Here is a 20117-nt window from a genome sequence, read left to right on the forward strand (position 1 = left end):
GCTTAATGCAAAATGCTTCCTTAAAAGAACTTGGCAAAAAGGCTTTAGAAATTAAGCGTAAATTACATCCCGATAATTTAACCACTTTTGTTGTAGATAGAAATATTAATTACACAAATATTTGTTGGGTGGATTGTAAATTTTGTGCATTCAAGCGACGAATTAATGAAGAAGGCACTTATATTTTAAGTTTTGATGAGATTGATAAGAAAATAGAAGAGCTTTTAGCTATTGGCGGCACACAAATTCTCTTTCAAGGAGGTGTGCATCCAAGCTTAAAAATAGAATGGTATGAAGATTTAGTGCGCCACATTACTAAAAAATACCCACAAATTACAATCCACGGATTTTCCGCAATTGAGATTAATTATATTGCAAAAATTTCTAAAATCTCTATTTCTGAAGTGTTGCAAAGGCTTCAAAAATGCGGGCTTGCTTCAATCCCAGGAGCTGGAGCGGAGATTTTAAGTGATAGGGTGCGTGATGTGATAGCCCCCAAAAAGTTAGATTCTGATGAATGGATTGAAGTGCATAAAGAAGCACATAAGCTTGGAATCAAAAGCACAGCGACAATGATGTTTGGAAGCGTGGAGAGCGATGAAGATATTGTAGAACATTGGGAGAGGATCCGTAATCTTCAAGATGCAACAAATGGTTTTAGAGCATTTATTTTATGGAGTTTTCAGCCGGCATTTACGCCTTTGCAAAAAGAGATTCCAACTTTGCATAAAGCTTCTTCAAATCGCTATTTACGCCTGCTTGCTTGCAGTAGAATCTTTTTAGATAATTTTCAAAATATTCAAAGCAGTTGGGTTACACAAGGCTCTTATATTGGGCAACTTGCTCTATTGTTTGGAGCAAATGATTTAGGTAGCACAATGATGGAAGAAAATGTTGTGGCAGCTGCTGGGGCTAGAAACTCTATGAACCAGCAAGAAATGATTAGTTTAATCCGTGATGTAGGGGAGTTTCCGGCAAAGAGAGACACAGCTTATAATATTTTGGAGCGATTTTGAAAAAGATCTTTGTATTGTTTTTTAGTTTGTTTGTGATGAAAGGGGTTTTGATGGCAGTTGAGATGAAAAGTTTGCAGATTAATGGCGTGGAGATTCCTGTGGTTTTTGAGCAAAATACACAATTGCCGCTTTTTTATGTGCAGCTTGTTTTTAAGGGTGCCGGGGGCGTTAGTAATGGCAGAAATCTAGGATTAGCCGATGTTACAAGCTCCATTTTAAACGAAGGTACAAAAAAGCTTGGAGCAACAAAGTTTGCACAAAAGTTAGAAGAAAAAGCACTTTCTTTAAGTGTTGGAAGTGGCTTAGAGACGCTAAGTTTTACGCTTAGTGGAATGCAAAGTGCGCAAAAAGATGGAATCCTTTTTTTAAAAGATTTGCTAAAAGATCCTAATTTCACACAATCAACGCTAGATAAGGTTAAAGAAAACTCTTTAATTACAATTTTAGAAAAAGAAAATGACTATGATTATCAAGCGCACCGCCTATTACAATCGCTACTTTTTAAAGGAAGTGTGCTAGAGTATCCTTTAAGCGGAACGCAAGAGTCTATTGCAAAGATTACACTAAATGATGTGGAGAAGTTTTATAAAAATTATGTGAATTTGGAATCCTTAATCTTAGTTGTGGGTGGTGATGTAGATTTTAGCGCTCTTGCTAAGGAATTAGAAGGGGCATTAAGCAGTCTTCCAAAAGGTAAAAAGCAAGAAATTACAAAAAGAGAAGCAAGTCATTCTAAAGCCTATAAACGCGTATTAAAAGAAACACAGCAAGCCTATATTTATTTTGGCGCGCCTTTAAGAGTTGAAAACTTACAAAAAGAGTTGGCTTATATTAAAGTGGCTTCTTTTGTGCTTGGCGGAAGTGGCTTTGGTAGTCGTATGATGGAGGAAGTGCGTGTGAAAAGGGGTCTTGCCTACTCTGCTGTGATGCGTCTTAGCGCAACAAATAGACAGGCATACGCATTGGGATATTTGCAAACAAGTTTAAAAAATGAAAAAGAAGCACAAAAAATTGTCTCTGAAGTTGTGAGTGAGTTTGTAAAAAATGGAATCACACAGGCAGAATTAGACGAAGCAAAACGCTATTTGTTAGGAAGTGAGCCTTTGCGCAATGAAACGCTATCTCAACGCTTAAGCGTAGCATATACAAATTATTACGATGGGCTTCCATTGGATTTTAATGCGCAGGTTTTAAAAGAAATTTCCGCACTCAAACTTAGTGATGTGAATGCCTATATCAAGGCACATACAGAGATACAAAATCTAACCTTTGCTGTGGTGAGTGCTGATATAGAAGAATAATGGCGTTGGAGTTTTGGCAGAAGTATAGCAAGACGCCTTTTGGGGCGATGTTACAAGTCTTGCCAAAGGGCTATACAAACACCTTTTTAAGCGAAAGTTTAGAAGTAGCCCAAAATGTAGTGTTAGAAGTTGAAATTTTAAATTTTAAAATGACAAATCCAGCACGCGTGCTGTGTTATGCTCCAAAGTTTGAATGTGAATTAGAGTTAATTATTTTTCACGCAAAACCCTATCATAAAAGTCAATTTAAGCCTGCAAGCAAACTTATTGTTAGTGGAAAAGTCCAAAAATATGGAATCGCTTTTTCGCTTATCCAACCAAAAGTTTTAAAAGCAGTAAATTCTATCGTGCTAAATTTTGGTGCAGTAGGTGGCAGGGAACGCTCTCTTAGAGAGTTTGCAGAATCTGTTGCGCTAGAGCCTTTAAGGGAATTTTATCCTAATATTTCGCCTTTTATATTGGAATCTCTTTATAAAATTTATCATCCAGACTTTTATTTTTTAAAAGATTTTAATGCAAGTAGTGGTTATTTTGGTCAGTATTTAGAGGCAATAAAATTTATGGAAATCTATGAATATATGCGCCTTTTAAGGGAGAAAAAACTCTATTTTAAGGCTTTAAGACAATTAAATGGTGAGATTGAACATTGGATAAATTCTTTGCCTTTTGTGCTTACAAAAGGGCAGAAAGAAGCAATCAAAGATATACAAAATTCTTTAAAGGGGGAGTTTGCTGCAAGGCGTGTGATTGTAGGAGATGTGGGTTGTGGTAAAACAATGGTAATTTTAGCCTCTGTCCTTATTGCATATCCTAGCAAAAGTGTGTTAATGGCCCCAACTTCTGTGCTTGCAAAACAACTTTTCAATGAAGCTCAGAAGTTTTTGCCAAAGACACTCAAAGTGGGATTACTCACGCAACGCAACAAAATTAATGTGCAAGATTGTGATTTTTTAATTGGCACGCACGCTTTATTGTATCAAGATTTAAGCAATAGAGCTTTAGTGATGATTGATGAACAGCATCGCTTTGGGACAGCTCAAAGAAGCGCACTAGAGAAAATGTTTAACACAGAATCGCAAAAGGCGCATATTTTGCAATTTTCAGCAACTCCCATTCCGCGCACACAAGCAATGATTGCATCAAATTTTGTAGATTTTAGCTTTATTAAAGACATTCCTTTTAAGAAAGATATTACAACACAAATTATTCACGAAGAAGATTTTAAAGGGTTGCTGGAACATATTCAAAAAGAAATTCAAAAAGAAAATCAAATCATTATTGTTTATCCTTTTGTGGAAGAAAGTCAAATGCTAAATTACACGGCATTAAAAGATGGAGAGGAGTTTTGGAATAGGCATTTTAAAGCAGTATATAGCACACACGGCAAGGACAAATATAAAGAAAGTGTATTAGAGGAATTTAGGGAAAAGGGTAGCATTTTACTTGCTACAACAGTGATTGAAGTTGGAATCTCATTGCCCAAATTAAGCACGATTGTGATTGTGGGAGCAGAAAGATTGGGGCTTGCAACACTTCATCAATTACGCGGAAGAGTCAGTCGCAATGGCTTAAAAGGGTATTGCTTTTTATATACTAAACAAAAAACTACAGAGCGGTTAGAAAAATTTGCAAAAACACAAAATGGTTTTGAAATCGCGCAACTGGATTTAGAGTATCGCAACAGCGGAGATTTACTAAGTGGAATCCATCAAAGCGGAAAACAATTTAACTGGATAGATTTAAGTGAAGATGAAAAGATCATAAAAATGGCAAAAGAAGCGTTATTAATGCTATAATTTTTAAGAAAACACAAGGAAATATTAATGTATTTAGAAAACCCTGTTTTTATGCGTTGTTATATAGAGCCTAATATTTCAGGTATGTCAATTATTTTACGAGGGAATCGTGGAGTTGCTAGAGTGTGGAGAGAGCCGATAAGCTGGATTTAAAAAAATTTTCTAAAATCTTATTTTCAAAAAAAGTGCACAAGGCAAAGTGGATATGCCTTACCTAGAGCTTGTTTTAACTGCAAAATGCACTTTGCGCTGTGAATCTTGTAATAACTTAATGCAGTATTTTTCGTCTAAAAATCAATACACTTGCACGCTAGATGGGATTTTAGAGAGTTTGGATTGTTTGTTAGAGAATGTTGGGAGTATCCAACGCTTGCGCATTATCGGCGGAGAGCCTTTGATGTTTAAGGATTTACCACAATTAGTAGCCGAACTAGAGCAAAGGAAAAAGTGCGATCCTTTGATATATTAACAAATGCTACCATTGATTTTAAGAGGATTTACTGCAGGCAATCAAAAAGGCTAAAAAGTTCCGTAAAGTTAGCATTTCTGACTATTCTGCTGCTCCAAATTTGAAGATCCCATTGAAGCAAGAGAGCATTAAAACACTCAAAGCTTATAAAATTCCCTATTCCTTTTTGACAGGGGGTATTTGGTATAAGGTAGAAAAGGTTTATAAAAGAAATCGCACAAAAGAGGAGATCGTCGCAAATTTTCACGCTTGTGGAATGTCTTGCGTGAGTTTAATGAGTGGCGATACAAGAGAAAATGTAAGAACAAATGAGAGTAAAGCTTCTGCTGGGGGGAGAGCTATTTTTGTGTGTCCTGTTGCAAGCTCTTTGTCTAAGCTTAAAGGGATAGATGAGTTTAGCGGAGATTATATTGCTTTAGAAAATGGGAATTTAAGAGATAGAATTTTAGCTTTCTATGCACAAGATTTCTTTAAAGCCTGTGATTATTGTCAAGACTAGTCTAAGCCTAAAGGGAAAACCCAGCAACAATCCAGACAGATAATGCTCTAGCAGTTGGGCAAGATTAGGGACTAACCCCTATCTTTTAAGCCTAGCTTTTCAATTAAACCTGCATAGCGTTTGAAGTCTGTGCGTCTTAGGTAAGAAAGTAATCCTTTTCTTTGGGAAACGAGTTTTCTTAAACCTAAGCGGCTTGAATGATCTTTTTTGTTAATTTTTAAATGCTCTGTTAGAGATTTAATTCTATCGCTAAGTAGCGCAACTTGAACTTCTGTGGAACCTGTGTCTTTAGGATTTCTAGCAAAAGCAGAAACAATTTCTCTTTTTTTCGCCGAATCTTGAGCCATTTTGACCTCCTGATTGGTATAAAATTAAAAGTGGAAATTCTAGCATAAAAAAGTAAAAATCTGCTAAAATTTTGCAAATTGCTTGATTTTATTAGGCAAAAACTACTAGAATTACGGATTAATTCTTGCGCGTTTGGAGTAGATTTGGCAATAGCAGAAAAAAAACCTTCGCTTCTTAGTAAAATTACACCTTTTTTAAGCTTTTTAACAGGTTCAAAAGATTTAACGGTTGTCTTTTTTATTATTGCAATTTTAGCGATTATTATTGTTCCCCTTCCTAGCGCGTTGTTGGATTTTTTTCTTGCAATTTCTATCGCACTTTCTGCACTTATTATTTTAATTGCTTTGTATGTGAAAAAGCCCACAGATTTTTCGGCTTTTCCTACGCTTTTGCTAATTATTACGCTTTTTAGACTTTCTTTAAATATTGCCACAACAAGAATGATTTTAAGCAATGGGCATTTAGGACCTGAAGCGGTTAGTGATATTATCACAGCATTTGGACAATTTGTTGTGGGAGGCAACTATGTAATTGGAATCATTTTGTTTGTTATTTTGGTTATTATTAACTTTATGGTTGTAACAAATGGTTCTACAAGGGTTTCAGAAGTTAAAGCGAGATTTACCCTTGATGCAATGCCGGGTAAGCAAATGGCAATTGATGCGGATTTAAACTCGGGGGTTATTGGACAAGATGAAGCAAAGGCTAGGCGTGATGCACTAGCTGCTGAAGCAGATTTTTATGGTTCAATGGACGGAGCTAATAAGTTTGTTAAAGGCGATGCGATTGCTGGGATTATTATTACGCTTATTAATATTATTGGAGGATTTTTAATTGGCGTGTTTCAACGCGATATGACTTTAAGTGATGCGGCATCAACTTTTACGATTCTAACTATTGGCGATGGGCTTGTTTCACAACTTCCTGCATTAATTGTTTCTACTGCAACAGGTATTATTGTAACACGCTTTAGCAAAGAAGGGGATAATTTCGCTTCTGGGATTATTGATCAATTAATTAATGAGTCAAAAACGTTGTTAATTGTGGGTTGTATTTTGATTCTTTTTGCTATGGTTCCGGGTTTGCCAACGCTTTCTTTAGGTTTTGTAGGCTTGCTATTTTTGGGACTTTCTTTGCTTTTAAGCAAGCAAAAAGACGGAGAGGTTTGGCAATATGTGGAATCACTTTTGAAAAAAATCAAAAAAGAAAATAAAACAAAGCTTGAAGGTGGAGTTGATATAGAAAATCTACCACAACGCAAGGCGGCGCAAGAAGCGGCTGCAAGAGCTACCCAACAGCCTCCAAAAGAAAGTGAAGAAGAGCGTAGAAAGCGTGATGAGGCAGAGATTGATAATGCTCTAAAAGTTAAGATTTTGCGTGTAGGGCTTGGGTATCAGCTCATTAAATTTGCAGATCCTGCACAAGGTGGGGAGCTTGTTAATAAAATCCGTCAAATCCGTAAAGCAATGGCAACAGAATATGGAATCTTGGTGCCTATGGTGCATTTAAGAGATGATTTAAACTTGCCTCCTGATGAGTATCAAATCTTGCTAAAAGAAATTGAGATTGGACATGGCAAGATTATGGTAGATAAGTATCTAGCAATTGCTTCAAGCGGTTTTGCAGGAGAATTGCAAGATGGAGTGCCAACCAAAGAGCCAGTATTTGGGCTAGATGCTTATTGGATTGGTGAAGATAAGAAAGAAGATGCAATTATTGAGGGCTATACAATTATTGATGGCGCAACTGTGATTAGCACGCATATCCAAGAGCTTATCAAACGCCACGCTGAAGAGCTTTTAACACGCCAAGAAGTGCATAATTTATTAGGAAAGCTTGGGCAAGATTATCCTGTGTTAGCTGAAGAGATTAAAGGCGTAGGCGTAGGGACAATCCAGCACATCTTAAAAGAGTTGTTACACGAGCAGATTCCTATTAAGGATATGTTAAGCATTGCAGAAGCAATTGCTGATGGCTATCCCGCATATAAGGGAGATTTACCAACACTAACAGAATATGTAAGAGCGTGTTTGAAGCGTCTAATAACACATAATTTTCAAAGTGATGATGGGACTTTGCGCTATTTTATTCTTTCGCCAACGCTTGAGCAATTTTTGCTTGAGCGATTACCAGATGGGCAAAAAATGGGGCAACGCTTGCGTTTAAGCCCTACAGAGTCGCAAAGTTTGCTAGATGCGATTAATATTGCTCAGCAAAAGGGAGCATCTCTTGGGGCAGTGCCTACGATTATTGGCGGGATTCCAATGGTGCTAAGAAAACCTTTAGCAACCTTTATGGAGCAGTATGGTTTTGGGCGAAATATGATTGCTTTAAGCGTGGCAGAGATTGATTATCAAACAAAATATGAAGTCTTGGGTGCAGTAGATTTTCCAGTGTAAAGGTGTGAAATATGGAAGTGTATCATTTATCCCATATTGATTTAGATGGCTATGGTTGTCAAATGGTTAGTAGGGAGTTTTATAGGCAAGCTTTTAAAGAATGTAATTTGCATTTTTATAATGCAAATTATGGCAAGGAAGTGGCAGCGCGTTTAGAACAGATTTATAAGAGTATTAAAGCCCAAAGCATTGGAAGTAAAGCGCATATTTTAGTGAGTGATTTAAATTTAACGCTTGAAGAGTGTGAGCGATTAACACAGGTTGTGCTGGAGCTTAATCTTAGTGGTTTTAGCGTAACTTTTGAGCTATTAGATCATCATAAAAGCGGACAAGAATGCGCACAAAAATATGCTTGGTATGTGCTAGATACTAAACGTTGTGCGACAAAAATTGTATATGATACACTTTTAATGCGTTATGGACTAAGTGATTCTACAAGGGCGTGGTTAGAATCTATGGTGGCGATGATTAATAGTATTGATTTATGGCTTGAAAATGGGTTTGCCTTTGAGTTTGGCAAGGTGGCAATGCGCTTAATTGTGGAAGCAAAAGAGTTAAATCGTTTTATGTTTGATGATGAAGATAGGACTTATAAGCTTGCTTTACTTAGTGAGTCAGCAAGGTTTCTCTCACAAGATAATGGGCATATTTTGCTAGATAATGCGATTTTAGAGATGAAAAAATGCTTTTTGAAAGGAAGTTTGCTAAGTGATACGCTAGATAATTTAGCTTCAAGGTATCAATGCGAGCTTTTAGCACAAAAGGCGGAATCTTGTAGCGTGTATTGGGGAGGATATTGGGGGTTTTTGAGTTATAGCATTGGGAATATTTCAGTGTTGGCAAATTTGTTTTTAAAGAATAATCCACAATTTGATTTTTTTATAGATGTAAGCGCTAGGGGGAATGTGAGCTTGCGTGCAAATAACGCGTGTGATGTGAGTTTGCTAGCAAAGAAATGTTTTAATGGTGGCGGACACCCTAATGCAAGTGGTGGCAAGATTGAAGGCTTTAAAGAAAGCTTTGTGTATGCAGACATTAAAGAATGTGTGCAGAATATTTTAGAAACTTTGGAGTAGTAATGGAAAAGATTAAAGAATTAGAAGAAGAGATTGAAGAGTTATCCATTCAGCTTAGTGATATGCTTTGTGTGGCGTTGCTTTTAAGTGGTGCAAAGGAAGAGAATATTCAAGATGCATTAGATGCATATATTGATAACCTTGATGATGAGAGCATAGAGTATGGCGTTAAAGAGATTTTACAAAATATTGAGAATCTAAAAGCCACGCATCCAGCGTTATTTAACAAGGATAAGGTGTGCAAGTAAAGCGTATTGCGATTTTATTTAGTGGGAATGGGAGTAATTTAGAAGCATTGATTAGAGCCTTGCACAACAAGTATTTTTGCGCTAGAGATTTACAGGTTTTAGAAGCGCAAGAATTTTTAATAGGTGGAATCTCAAATGCGTTTATGGAATGTGAAGAGTGTAAGGGCGCATTTAAGATAGAAGTCGTGCTAGCACTAAGTAATAAAAAAGATGCTTATGGCTTAGTGCGTGCTAAAAATCTTGGGATTAAAACACAGGTTTTAGAAAGTGTGGCGTTTAAAGATAGAGCGGAGTTTGATAGAGAGCTTGTTGGGATTTTAAAGCCTTTAGAGTTAGATTTATGTGTGCTAGCTGGCTTTATGCGGATTTTAACTCCCATTTTTACAAGTTCTATTAAAGCGGTTAATATTCACCCCTCACTTTTGCCACTTTTTAAAGGCGCACACGGAATTACGGAATCCTATCAAAGTCCAATGCAGCTAGGAGGTGTTAGCGTGCATTATGTTAGCGATGAACTAGATGGTGGGGAGATAATCGCACAAGGCGTGCTTGTAAAGAAGCAAGGGGAGAGTTTGGAGTCCTATGAAGCTAGGATTCATAAACTAGAGCATTATCTCTATCCTTTAGCGGTGTTAGAGGCACTTTAGAGATTAAAATTGTGATAGAGTTTTAAGATATGGGCTTCATCTAGCATTTTTGGATCAATTTTTTGTGTATCAAAACCAGTCTTTTTAAATTCACTAAGCGGGATAAAATCTTTTGGCGGGGTAATTTGTTTTCTTGACTGCTTAATATAAGGAAAATGGTAATGGCAGAGTTCTGAACGATAATAGTTTGTGTTTTTGCCTCCCGCCACTCTTTCGTAGTATTTAATTTCACCACCTGTTTCTACTATCCAAGGAAGCCAAGAGATAAAGCGATTTCTTGCTAAAGATTGATCGCAAGCTTCATGCAATCTATTTACAAAAATTTCATCTTTGTAAATATGAAAATCTATCCTAGAGAGATGCAAGACATCATAAGCCTTTTTTGGGAGATAGAATTGCTTATAAAGTTTTTTTGCATCATAAATATGATCAACATCAATTTTAATAAACCACTCCCCTTTGGGTATAAAACTAAAGACATATTTGTAGTATTTATAGAGTTTGTTGTGTTCATTTTCTGGGTTTGTTATCTGCACTTCATAAGGATATTTTACTGGTATAAAAGAAGGGTATTTTTTGCAGAAATCTAAGATAATCTCCTCGCTTCCATCGGTGCAATCATTGTATCCAATAACTCCCCTTTGAATGGCTGGCAGGAGAGATTCAAGGCTAAATTGTAAAGTGCTTGCTTCATTTTTTACTCGGATGTAAGCCCAAGGATTTAAGCGTGATTTAGGATTTTTTGAGTTTTTATCAAAATCAAAATAGCCTTTGTGGGGGGGGGGGGATTTTCAGAGATATTTTTGTTGATTGTAATAAAATGTTGATTTTCTATTGCATTAATTTTTTCTAGGACATTGGCGGGTATATGAGAATCAAGTCTGTCTCTAGGGATAAAAATGTGGTTGTCGCAAATTTTTTTGCGCAATGCTCTCTTTTTTTCTCTGTCAAAAATGAAAGCACTAAGAAATTCTGCTAGGATTTTTCTAAAATAAAATTCAAACATTTGAAGCCCTTTATGAGATGTGGTAGAATAAAAATATAGATTATTATAGTATAGTATAGTATCACTTGGGCTTAAAAAGTCCTAAAGCAGGAGTATCAATGGGAATGACTGGGTTGAAGGTGCGACTCCCTAAAATTAGTGTTTGTATGATTGTCAAAAATGCGGAATCCACTTTAGAGGAATGTTTGGAATCCTTAAGGTGTTTTGATGAGATTATCCTACTGGATAATAAAAGCACAGATAACACACTGCAAATCGCACAAGAATTTAATAAAACTTATGGAAATCTTAAAGTCTTTGAGAGTGAGTTTATTGGGTTTGGAGCGTTAAAAAATCTAGCATTAAACAAGGCTAGCAATGCTTGGGTGTTTAGTATTGATGCTGATGAGGTGCTTGATAGGGCAGTATTAAAAGAGCTTGGGGGCTTGCAATGGAGCGAAAATTTAATCCTAGCAATGCCTAGAAAAAATCTGTATCGTGGAGAGTGGATTAAGGCTTGTGGTTGGTATCCGGATTTTGTTAATAGGATTTTTAATAAAACACACACACAATTTAACACAAATTTGGTGCATGAAAGTTTAGAGATTAAAAAAGACACGCAAATTACGCGTTTAAAAAATGGTCTTTTGCATTATGCTTATTATGATATGGAAACTTTGCTTACAAAAATGCAACACTACTCTATGTTGTGGGCAAAGCAAAATCTCCATAAAAAAAGTTCAATGTTTAAGGCGATTTTGCACGGGGGCTTTAAGTTTATGCGGGATTATTTTTTTAAAAAAGGATTCCTATATGGTTATAAAGGCTTTATAATTAGTGTTTGTAATGGGCTTGGAGCGTTTTTTAAATACGCAAAACTTTATGAATTGCAAAATGGAATCCCAAAAAGTGTTAGTTTAATTATCACAACTTACAACCAAAAAGAGCGTTTGGGGTTAGTTTTGGATTCCATTAAAGAGCTTGAAATATTGCCTAATGAAGTGCTTGTGGCAGATGATGGTAGCAAGGAGGACACAAAAGAGTTGATAGAATCTTATAGGGTGGATTTTCCTTGTATATTAAAGCATATTTGGCAAGAAGACAAGGGGTTTAGGCTAAGTGCTATAAGAAACAAAGCGATTTTAGCAGCAAGTGGAGAGTATATTATTATCGTTGATGGCGATATGGTGCTAGAATCGCATTTTATTAAAGATCATTTGCGTTTTGCCAAACCTAAGAGATTTTTACAAGGTTCAAGGGTGATTTTGGATTCTTTGCAGACAAAAGATATATTAGAGCAGGGGGGGGGGATTTATAAGGTTTATGGGCATAAAAGTTTCAAATCTAGGCGTTGTTGGTTGCTTTCTTATTTGGTGTATGCAAATTCGGCAATCTCAAAGGATTTTTTTAAAACGCGTGATTTTATTAAAGGAATTAGGGGCTGTAATATGAGTTTTTATAGGCAGGATTGCTTGGATATTGGCGGATTTAATGAGAGATTTATTGGCTGGGGGAGAGAGGATTCGGAGTTTGTCGCAAGGTTTTTGTTTAATGGGGGGGAGCTTAGGCGATTGAAGTTTGCAGGAATTGCTTATCATTTATATCATTTAGAGAATAATCGTGCAATGTTGGAATCTAATCACAAAATTTATATTCAAACTATCAAGGAGCAAAAAACGCAATGGGAGTAATTAAAAAGATTCTCTTAACCATTGGCGATATTACCATAAAAGGTGGGGCGGAACGGGTTGTTGTAAATCTTGCCAATGCCTTTGTGGAGTATGGATATGATGTTGAGATTTTAAGTTTTTATAAAGGTGGTAGCAAGGAATCTTACGCGCTAGATTCCAAAGTAAGGCTTAGATATTTAAACACAACTTCAATGGATAACAAGCGCAAAAGCCTTGTGTATAGGCTGTTTTACAAGATTTATGAGAGCTATTGGTTAAATAAGAATTATAGGGATAAGGATTTTATTCTTTTTAATAACTCTCCACATTTTCCCCTGTTTAAGCGCAAAAATACGCATTATGTAAAGATTATACATACTATTTCTAAAGGGAGATATTTAAGGCGATATAATTTTTTTGACACACTTGTGCTTGTATCTTCTAGAGAGCTTGAGTTTTGGCAGGGGAAGCATAAAAATGTGCTAACGATTCCAAATTTTTTGCCAAATATTCCAAGGGAAAACACAGATTATGCGCAAAAAGTTGTGCTTAGTGTGGGGAGAATGACGGACAATGATGAAAAAGGCTTTAAACGCCTTGTAGAAATATGGAATCTTATTGCACAAAAAGATTGGAAGTTGTGTATCGTGGGGCAGGGGGAGAGTAGAGATGAGATTGTAGAAAAGATTAGGGAATTTGATCTTTGGGATTCTGTGATTTTAGAGGATTTTACAGATAAAATTAGTGAGAAATATCTAAGCTCTAGCGTATATGCGATGACAAGTTATGTAGAGGGGCTTCCTATGGTGTTACTAGAAGCAAGCTCTTATGGATTGCCTTGTGTGGCGTTTGATATTAGCAGCGGACCTAGCGATATTATAGAGAATCAAAAAAGCGGATTTTTAATTGCTGATGGGGATTTGCAAGAATACGCAAGGCAATTGGCGCAATTAATGGAGAGTGAGAGTTTAAGGGGGAAAATGGGAGAGAGTGCAAAGCAAAGGGTGCAAAAGAAGTTTTCTAAAGAAGTGGTAATACAAGAGTGGGAGAAGTTTTTGGGTTTTTTAAAGATTTAAATAGTGTGTAGAGCTATGAAAAGAGTGTGGATATTTTGATAGATGGGATCTTGGGGTTTGTTATGGAATTTATTGTAAACTTAGTTTTGTTTAATTAAAATTCAGCAAAAAGCAGATCGGAGATGGTTTAATGATTTTTAGAAAAATAAAGAAGATTGTCAAAAATGAGTTAGATTTACTTAAAGCAAAATTAGATTTAAAATATAATGAAGATTCTGTCCTATCTTTTAGAGATTTTATTCTACAAAAAAAAGAAAAACTACCAATACAGAAACACTCTTTCTTGCTTTTTTCTTATGAGAAACACTTGCCAGTTTTTGGTGTTTCAAATTTAGGGGATTACATTCAAACAATAGCAACAAAAAAAGCTTTGGATTCTCTCTTTTTAGAATGTTCTTACAAATTTCACGATAGAGATTCCTTATTAAGCTATAGTGGGGGGGGGGGTAATTACTCCTGTTGTTATGCAAGGTTGGTTTGCGCATTCAACGCATTTTATTCCTAATAATGAAACTTTGCCAATTTTTGTTGGAACGCATTTTAGTCAAGAGATTTATAAATTTTTAGGATATTTTAATGCTTATTATCCTTGGTTTTTTGAAAACAAGACAATAGGTTGCAGAGATCTTTCAACTTTGGAGTTTTGTAAGAGTTTAGGGTTAAAGGCTTATTTATCGCGTTGCCTTACTTTAACATTGCCTAGGCGAAATCAAAGTATTGTGGGAAATACGATTTATTTGGTGGGTGTTCCTAAAGAAATGTTGCCATACTTGCCAAAACATTTAAGAGAAGATGCGCAGAAGGTAGAACAGCAAAACATAAAATGTGAGAACTCTTTAGATTGGAAAAATATTTATACGCAAAGTGAAAGTTTGTTAGAGGTTTATAAAACTCAAGCTAAACTAGTAATTACTTGTGCATTGCATTGTGCGGCACCATGTTTAGCTATGGGGATTCCTGTGGTTTTGATTGCAAAAGATAAAGAAAGCCTTGATCGTTTTTCTGCTGTTAAAGGGATTTTACCTATTTGGACATTTGAAGATTTAAAGGCTGGCTGTGTCAATTTTTCTCCTACAAGTTTAGATATAGAATCTTTGAAGAAAGATATGCTAGAGAACTTAAAGTTTAGCACGCAAAAGGAAATGGGAGAAAAAATTGATGAAGAAAATCTTTGTGCAATTAGAGAAAGAATAGCAAATTTTAAAGTTTCTAAAACTAGTGATTCTATGTCTTTTGTTGATGAGAGTGCGGGGGGGGGGGCATTTAGAGAAACAAGTATAAATACTTGGAAAAGTAGCTTTAATTATGATGTAGAGTTTAAGCAAAGATCACAGATATTATTAGATTTGCTATCTCAAGAAGAAAAGAAAAATTTAAGATCTGTTCTAGATTTAGGATGCGGGATACAATATTTTAAAGATGTTTTACGCGAAAATGGACTAGCTCCTATATATTGTGGGGTTGATTTATATCCACACAAAGAAGATAATATTCTTTGTGATTTCAATAAGGGTGAATTTCCAAATTTTTCTAAACAAGGTTTTGATTTAATTGTCTGTGCTGGATTGTTTGAATATATTGTAGATTTGCAGGGTTTGGTCAATAAGATTTGCGCTTTATCTCCCAATCATATTTTATGTAGTTATAATTTTGATGGCATCAGCTTACAGAATTCTATTTGGGTAAATCGTTTGGATCAGAAAAGTCTTTTCAATTTATTTTTTCTTAATGATTATTATTTAAATGATTACAAAACCCATAGAAGAAATAATCCTACGGGTTATTTTTTGTTTTGTAAAAAAGAAAAGATGGGAAGATAGTTGTTTTATCTCAAACAAGAAATTTTATTTTATTGGGTAAATAAACATTTAATAAACACGGAATGAAGTTTTTTAAAGCATTTGATTAAATTTTTGTGTGCTAAATTTCTCAAAGTTTTTTTTGATTTTAAGCGCCTTTAAAAACACGCTTAATGCTCCCTTTTTATGCTTTCTAGCAAAAAGGATTGTTTCCCCTAAAATACAGCATAGCCCGAAGAGATCTTGTGGAATCTCTTTTGTTAGATTTGTATCATTTTGTGGTGTGTGAATGAGAGAGTGCAGGGCAAAATAACCTGTTAGTTTTGTGGAGAGCTTAAAGACTTCAAAGCCTAAAGATGCGAAGTGTAAATACTCTTTAATAGAAGCTTTGGATTCTAATAATTGCGTGCTAAAGCTTGGAGTGATTTTAGCATAATGCCACCAAAGATCATTGATATTTTCCCCCTTGCTATTTACATAGCTTTGTAGGAATTTCCACGGCTTTTCGCCATAGTGGATAATCTTTGGATTCTTATAGCTTTCCATAAATTCCGCCCTAGTGCAGTTTAGGCGGTGCTTTTGCTCATCTTTACAAATCGCAATACAAAAGCTAATAGAAGAAAAATTATAGGCAATGGGGAGCTTTAAAAGCTTTTCTTTAGGAATGGTAGCATTTAGCAAATCTTGATCGGCAGCTTTTATGTAATAGCATTTTTTGGCAAGGTTTTCGCATTTTTCTTGGATTTTGTGTTGTTTGTAGTTTTGTGTGTTGATTAGCAAAAATCCGGAGTTAAAATAATTATCATTGAAGTTTAAAATCATTTTTTTGCCATTTTCTTTGTATTTGATTTTGCGCTTTTTGGTGCCCGGATCATTGATAGCCGCTACAACAAAGTCTTTTAAATCTATAGCAAAAAGCTCTCTTAAATCACAAAGGCAGAGCATATCGGAGTCTAAATAAAGGCATTTTGTAATGGAATCATCAAGGTAGGAATCTAATTTTAGGCGGTAATAGGGGAGATGATTGCTGTGAGCAGCACCTGAGATTGGGAAGTTTTCAAACTCTTTGTCGTTAATAATATGCGTTAGAATCTCGCAAGGATAGATTGTATTAAGGGTGTTTTGGAGTTCTGTGAGTTGGTTTTGAGTGGTGCTAGAGATGGAATCGCTTAGGATATGAAAAATATATCCCTCTTGGGCTTCTTGTTTGGAAAGCTTACTAAAATCAATGTTTTGATATGCGCTAAAATAGCTATTTTTGAGGGCTTTAAAGCCTTCTTTTTGACAGAAATCTTTAAAGGTGAGTTTGGGATTTGTGTTATAAATAACACTTGTGATTAATACAGAAGCATATTTGATATAGTTTTCATCAGCACTTAAAATAATATGAAACATTGGAATCCTTTTGTGAAAATTATAGCAAAATATGATAGGATTATGATTTTAAAGGCAGTTTGCGCCAAGTTAGTTTATAAAGTGAGCAAGATGAAAATCTTATTAGTTATTGATGATGTAAGCATTTTTGGGGGAGTAGAAAGAGTTGTTGCTAATCTTGCCAATGCGTTTTTGGAGCAAGGCGATGAAGTTTGCGTATATAGTCTATTTTGTAAGTCCCAGAGCTTACCTTATGAGTATCCTAATATTGTTTTCCACTCTCATACTTCAACTATTGACCTTAAAAAGCCTAAAAATAAAATGGGTAAAATTTTGCGTGAAATTTTACGCATTTTTGTTCAACCTGTTAATGCATTAATAGAATGTAAGAATGCTTGGAGTTTTAAAAAGTTTATCAATGAATATCAACCCAACTTTATTCTTTGTAATGAATGGACAAATGCACTTGTTAAAACATTGGCAAAAATGCCAAATAGCGTTAAAGTGGTGCATTGCTCTTTTGATGCTTATTTGCAATGCGGCTTAGAGTTAGCGGGTTTTAAAAATGTTGCTTTATTGACTTTTCAAGAGATAGAGCAATTTCAAGCAAAATACCCTTCAAGCAATTTTTATGTGATTCCTAACTTTTTGCCTAATATTCCAAACGCGCAAACAGATTATACACAAAAAGTTGTGCTTAGTGTGGGGAGAATGAGCCTTGATAACCAAAAAGGGTTTTTGCGTCTCTTGGAAATATGGAATCTTATAATGCGGGATTCCGCCTTTAAAGAGTGGAAACTTCATATTGTGGGGGGGGGGGAGTTAAAGCCACAAATTGAAGCGAGAATTAAAGAGCTAAAGCTTAGTGATTCTATAAAGCTTAAGCCTTTTACAAAAGAAGTGGAGAAAGAATATTTGAGTGCTAGTATTTATGCGATGAGTAGCCATTTTGAAGGCTTGCCTATGGTGTTATTGGAGGCTAGTTCTTATGGGCTTCCTTGTGTATCTTTTGATATTAAAACAGGTCCTAGAGATATAATAGAACATCAAAAAAGTGGATTTTTGATTACAGATAATGATTTAGAGGATTATGCAAAGCATTTAAAAATCTTAATGCAGGATAGCAATTTAAGAAAAAATATGGGTATGCAATCCCAAAGAATTGCGCGTGAGAAGTTTAGCAAGGAAGTGGTAAGGCGACAATGGGCGGAGCTGTTTGGCAAAATAGGATAAGAATATGCAAGCTAGAGTTTCTATTATTATTCCTGTTTATAATGTTGAAAAATATATTGCAAAATGTTTAGAGTCTTGTATTCATCAAACTTTAAAAGAGATTGAAATTATTATTGTGGATGATTGCGGAAATGATAGAAGTATAGAAATAGCAAGGGAATATGCAAGTAGGGATTCTAGGGTAAAGATAGTTTATAATAAAGAGAATTCCAAACCTTTTGCTTGTAGAAATCTTGGGGCAGAGATTGCTAGCGGAGAGTATTTGTGCTTTTTGGATTCTGATGATTTTTTGGATTTAAATGCATGTGAAATTGCCTATAACGCTTCTAAAGAAAGTTATTATGATTTGGTAAGTTTTGGGGCATATTATTTGAAAAATGGAAAGAAGACGCCTTTTATTGAGTATGATGAGATAAATTTTGAAAATGTGGGATCTTTTTGTAAATGGTATTATGGGTTGAAATATCCCGTGTGGAATCTTTGGGGCAGGTTAATCAAAAGGGAGAAGTATTGTTTGGCTGTGGAGCGATTAGAGGTTGATGGCGTTAAATTGATGATTGCTGAAGATGCGTTAGTAATGTTTGCTGTTTTTAATTTGTGTGATACCTTGGCTTTTATTTCTGAAGTTTTATATGGATATTGCTACAATGAAGAATCTCTCACAAATTGTGAATCTTTGGAAAATTTAAAGAATAAAAGCGATGGATTTTTTCATATTATAGAAATTATGGAAAATTTTATTGCAAATAATTATTGCGATAAAAGATTGGCGAAGTATTTTTTGTTACAAATGAAACAAGAACATAGAATCATAAAATATAGATTAAAAAAATATAATAAATCATTAACAATATTTGATATTATTTTTAATAAAATCAAAGGTAGATTTTATATTTTTAGAAGAAAGATGAGAGTTAAATTTATGATATAAATCTTTTATAAATATTATAAAATTTAATAATTTTTAAAGGAATTTTTATAGGGTGTCTAAAGCACTCTTTGATAAAAAGATATGGAATCCTTTTTTGAATTTCTTTATAAATATTTAATTCTTTTAGTTCATTAATAATATTGCCAAAATCTCTAGTAACAAAACTAGAATCAAAGTAATTATAAATAATATAATCTTGTAAATTGGCAGATATTTTCTTTTGTATTTCTAAATTATTTATAAGTATTTTAGAAGCCTTGTAAATATTGATTCCAACTTTAGCTTTACAATATGCTTTAAAGTATTCTTTTGTCGTTGGGAGATTTGGGATATATTCTTGGGTTGGATTGTCTGTTGCTGTGGTGATTGAGTTAGGGCGGATTCTGTAATGATAGCCTTGAGCATTGTGATAGTAAAACTTGCCTTGTAACATAAAAAGAATGCTTCCAAAATCCGTATCTTCAAAAAGGATTCCGTGATAAAAGCGAAGATGGTAGAGGTTTAGCATTTTTGCATTAAAAGTGCCTGACCAAGCAAACCAAATAGGATAGTGCTTTAAGAGCGATTTAAAGGTGTTTATTAGGGTGTCACAGGAATTGGTGGGCAAAGGTTTAAAAGTGTTAAATTTGGAATCGTAAATGTTTTGTTGTGTAGATTCTATATATTCTATTGGGGCATTTCCTATGATTGTGATTTCCGGGTTTTTAGTAAAAATATTGAGATTATTTTCAATATAATCTAGGGATAAAAAATCATCAGAATCTACAAATTGCACAAGCGTATCTGGCAACTCTTGAAGAATTAGGGAGTGAATATTTTGTAAATCTGTGGTGATAAAATTTGCTCCCCCATTATTATGTCTTGTAAAGTGTTTTTCAATCGTTTGAGTTGGGATTGTTTGAAAATCTGTGTGGGTTGTAAAAGCTTGCGTTAGGGACTTAAGGGAAGTGCTTTGTAAAGAGTTTTCTAAAAGTTGCCTTAGTGGAGTGTTTTTTAGAAGTTCTAATCCCATATTTCTAGCACTGCTTAAACCGCCATTAGGCTTTGAGATTACAAGTATTCTCTCATCTTTTGTCGCATAATTTAGGGCAATCTCTAGGCTGCCATCTGTGCTACCATCATCAACTAAAATAATGTCAAGATTTTTATAAGTTTGGTTGATAATAGAATTTAAGCATTTTTTTAAATAAGGCTCAACATTGTAAATAGGAACAATGATTGAAATGCAAGGATTGTATGTATTTGCCATC

Annotated in this window: 19 protein-coding genes and 1 pseudogene; 16 read left to right on the plus strand and 4 right to left on the minus strand. The window is 34.9% G+C overall.

What is annotated here, in order from left to right; all coding sequences use genetic code 11:
- The first annotated feature begins 5 nt into the window (after nt 1-5).
- The 6 genes from IP358_RS00805 to IP358_RS00830 all read left to right on the plus strand — a co-directional run bounded on the left by IP358_RS00805 (nt 6) and on the right by IP358_RS00830 (nt 5081).
- Nucleotides 6-1016: a dehypoxanthine futalosine cyclase gene (locus IP358_RS00805; protein ID WP_232086844.1), complete on the plus strand. Its 1011-nt coding sequence runs from the start codon at nt 6-8 to the stop codon at nt 1014-1016.
- Nucleotides 1013-2317 carry a M16 family metallopeptidase gene (locus IP358_RS00810; protein WP_040498284.1) on the plus strand — a complete coding sequence of 435 codons (1305 nt, stop codon included), beginning with the start codon at nt 1013-1015 and terminating at the stop codon, nt 2315-2317. Before IP358_RS00805 ends, IP358_RS00810 begins: the two co-directional genes overlap by 4 nt.
- Nucleotides 2317-4113: an ATP-dependent DNA helicase RecG gene (gene recG, locus IP358_RS00815; protein WP_006802167.1), complete on the plus strand. Its 1797-nt coding sequence runs from the start codon at nt 2317-2319 to the stop codon at nt 4111-4113. Before IP358_RS00810 ends, recG begins: the two co-directional genes overlap by 1 nt.
- A 27-nt stretch (nt 4114-4140) precedes the next feature.
- Complete coding sequence (locus IP358_RS00820; protein ID WP_257534879.1) at nt 4141-4266, plus strand: hypothetical protein; 126 nt, start codon at nt 4141-4143, stop codon at nt 4264-4266.
- Between the two features lie 52 nt (nt 4267-4318).
- Nucleotides 4319-4582 (plus strand): 4Fe-4S cluster-binding domain-containing protein, encoded by a 264-nt coding sequence (locus IP358_RS00825; RefSeq protein ID WP_232086775.1) that lies wholly within the window; start codon nt 4319-4321, stop codon nt 4580-4582.
- 112 nt (nt 4583-4694) lie between these two features.
- Nucleotides 4695-5081 carry a hypothetical protein gene (locus tag IP358_RS00830; RefSeq protein ID WP_232086774.1) on the plus strand — a complete coding sequence of 129 codons (387 nt, stop codon included), beginning with the start codon at nt 4695-4697 and terminating at the stop codon, nt 5079-5081.
- A gap of 71 nt (nt 5082-5152) precedes the next feature.
- Here IP358_RS00830 and rpsO read toward each other — a convergent pair whose 3' ends face one another.
- Nucleotides 5153-5428 (minus strand): 30S ribosomal protein S15, encoded by a 276-nt coding sequence (rpsO, locus tag IP358_RS00835; RefSeq protein WP_006802165.1) that lies wholly within the window; start codon nt 5426-5428, stop codon nt 5153-5155.
- Between the two features lie 144 nt (nt 5429-5572).
- On the opposite strand from rpsO, the gene flhA reads away from it, so the two are divergent.
- Genes flhA through purN form a run of 4 tightly spaced genes read left to right on the plus strand, consistent with a single transcriptional unit; the run spans nt 5573 to nt 9799 of the window.
- Nucleotides 5573-7828, plus strand: coding sequence for a flagellar biosynthesis protein FlhA (gene flhA / locus IP358_RS00840; RefSeq protein ID WP_006802164.1), 2256 nt, complete (start codon nt 5573-5575; stop codon nt 7826-7828).
- Nucleotides 7829-7839: 11 nt separating this feature from the next.
- Nucleotides 7840-8904, plus strand: coding sequence for a DHH family phosphoesterase (locus IP358_RS00845; RefSeq protein WP_006802163.1), 1065 nt, complete (start codon nt 7840-7842; stop codon nt 8902-8904).
- A gap of 2 nt (nt 8905-8906) precedes the next feature.
- Nucleotides 8907-9152: a hypothetical protein gene (locus IP358_RS00850; RefSeq protein ID WP_040498282.1), complete on the plus strand. Its 246-nt coding sequence runs from the start codon at nt 8907-8909 to the stop codon at nt 9150-9152.
- The gene (gene purN, locus IP358_RS00855; protein WP_040498280.1) at nt 9143-9799 is read left to right on the plus strand and encodes a phosphoribosylglycinamide formyltransferase; all 657 of its coding nucleotides are present in this window, start codon (nt 9143-9145) and stop codon (nt 9797-9799) included. Before IP358_RS00850 ends, purN begins: the two co-directional genes overlap by 10 nt.
- On the opposite strand, the pseudogene IP358_RS00860 reads toward purN, so the two are convergent.
- Nucleotides 9796-10805, minus strand: a pseudogene (locus IP358_RS00860) (hypothetical protein). The gene purN and the pseudogene IP358_RS00860 overlap by 4 nt on opposite strands.
- A 119-nt stretch (nt 10806-10924) precedes the next feature.
- Between IP358_RS00860 and IP358_RS00870 the strand changes: the two are divergent.
- From IP358_RS00870 to IP358_RS00885, 4 genes are all read left to right on the plus strand, one after another.
- Nucleotides 10925-12475 (plus strand): glycosyltransferase family 2 protein, encoded by a 1551-nt coding sequence (locus IP358_RS00870; RefSeq protein ID WP_006802159.1) that lies wholly within the window; start codon nt 10925-10927, stop codon nt 12473-12475.
- Nucleotides 12466-13530 (plus strand): glycosyltransferase family 4 protein, encoded by a 1065-nt coding sequence (locus IP358_RS00875; RefSeq protein ID WP_006802158.1) that lies wholly within the window; start codon nt 12466-12468, stop codon nt 13528-13530. The genes IP358_RS00870 and IP358_RS00875 overlap by 10 nt, the downstream gene beginning before the upstream one ends.
- A 130-nt stretch (nt 13531-13660) precedes the next feature.
- Nucleotides 13661-14035: a hypothetical protein gene (locus tag IP358_RS00880; protein WP_370523596.1), complete on the plus strand. Its 375-nt coding sequence runs from the start codon at nt 13661-13663 to the stop codon at nt 14033-14035.
- Nucleotides 13965-15350, plus strand: a complete 1386-nt coding sequence (locus tag IP358_RS00885; protein ID WP_370525619.1) for a methyltransferase domain-containing protein — start codon at nt 13965-13967, stop codon at nt 15348-15350. The genes IP358_RS00880 and IP358_RS00885 overlap by 71 nt, the downstream gene beginning before the upstream one ends.
- Before the next feature lie 72 nt (nt 15351-15422).
- On the opposite strand, the gene IP358_RS00890 is transcribed toward IP358_RS00885, so the two are convergent.
- Complete coding sequence (locus IP358_RS00890) at nt 15423-16724, minus strand: glycosyltransferase family 8 protein (protein ID WP_006802154.1); 1302 nt, start codon at nt 16722-16724, stop codon at nt 15423-15425.
- A gap of 12 nt (nt 16725-16736) precedes the next feature.
- Between IP358_RS00890 and IP358_RS00895 the strand changes: the two genes are divergently transcribed.
- Both IP358_RS00895 and IP358_RS00900 read left to right on the plus strand, forming a co-directional pair.
- Entirely contained in the window at nt 16737-17936 is a 1200-nt protein-coding gene (locus IP358_RS00895; protein WP_180322703.1) for a glycosyltransferase family 4 protein, read from the plus strand.
- 4 nt (nt 17937-17940) lie between these two features.
- Nucleotides 17941-18867, plus strand: coding sequence for a glycosyltransferase family 2 protein (locus tag IP358_RS00900; protein WP_006802152.1), 927 nt, complete (start codon nt 17941-17943; stop codon nt 18865-18867).
- Here the strand turns inward: IP358_RS00900 and IP358_RS00905 are convergent.
- Nucleotides 18857-20116 carry a glycosyltransferase family 2 protein gene (locus tag IP358_RS00905; protein WP_006802151.1) on the minus strand — a complete coding sequence of 420 codons (1260 nt, stop codon included), beginning with the start codon at nt 20114-20116 and terminating at the stop codon, nt 18857-18859. The two genes, IP358_RS00900 and IP358_RS00905, sit on opposite strands and share 11 nt — an antisense overlap.
- Between the last annotated feature and the right edge of the window lies 1 nt (nt 20117).

The sequence above is a fragment of the Helicobacter winghamensis ATCC BAA-430 genome (assembly GCF_028751035.1).
Lineage (GTDB): Bacteria > Campylobacterota > Campylobacteria > Campylobacterales > Helicobacteraceae > Helicobacter_D > Helicobacter_D winghamensis.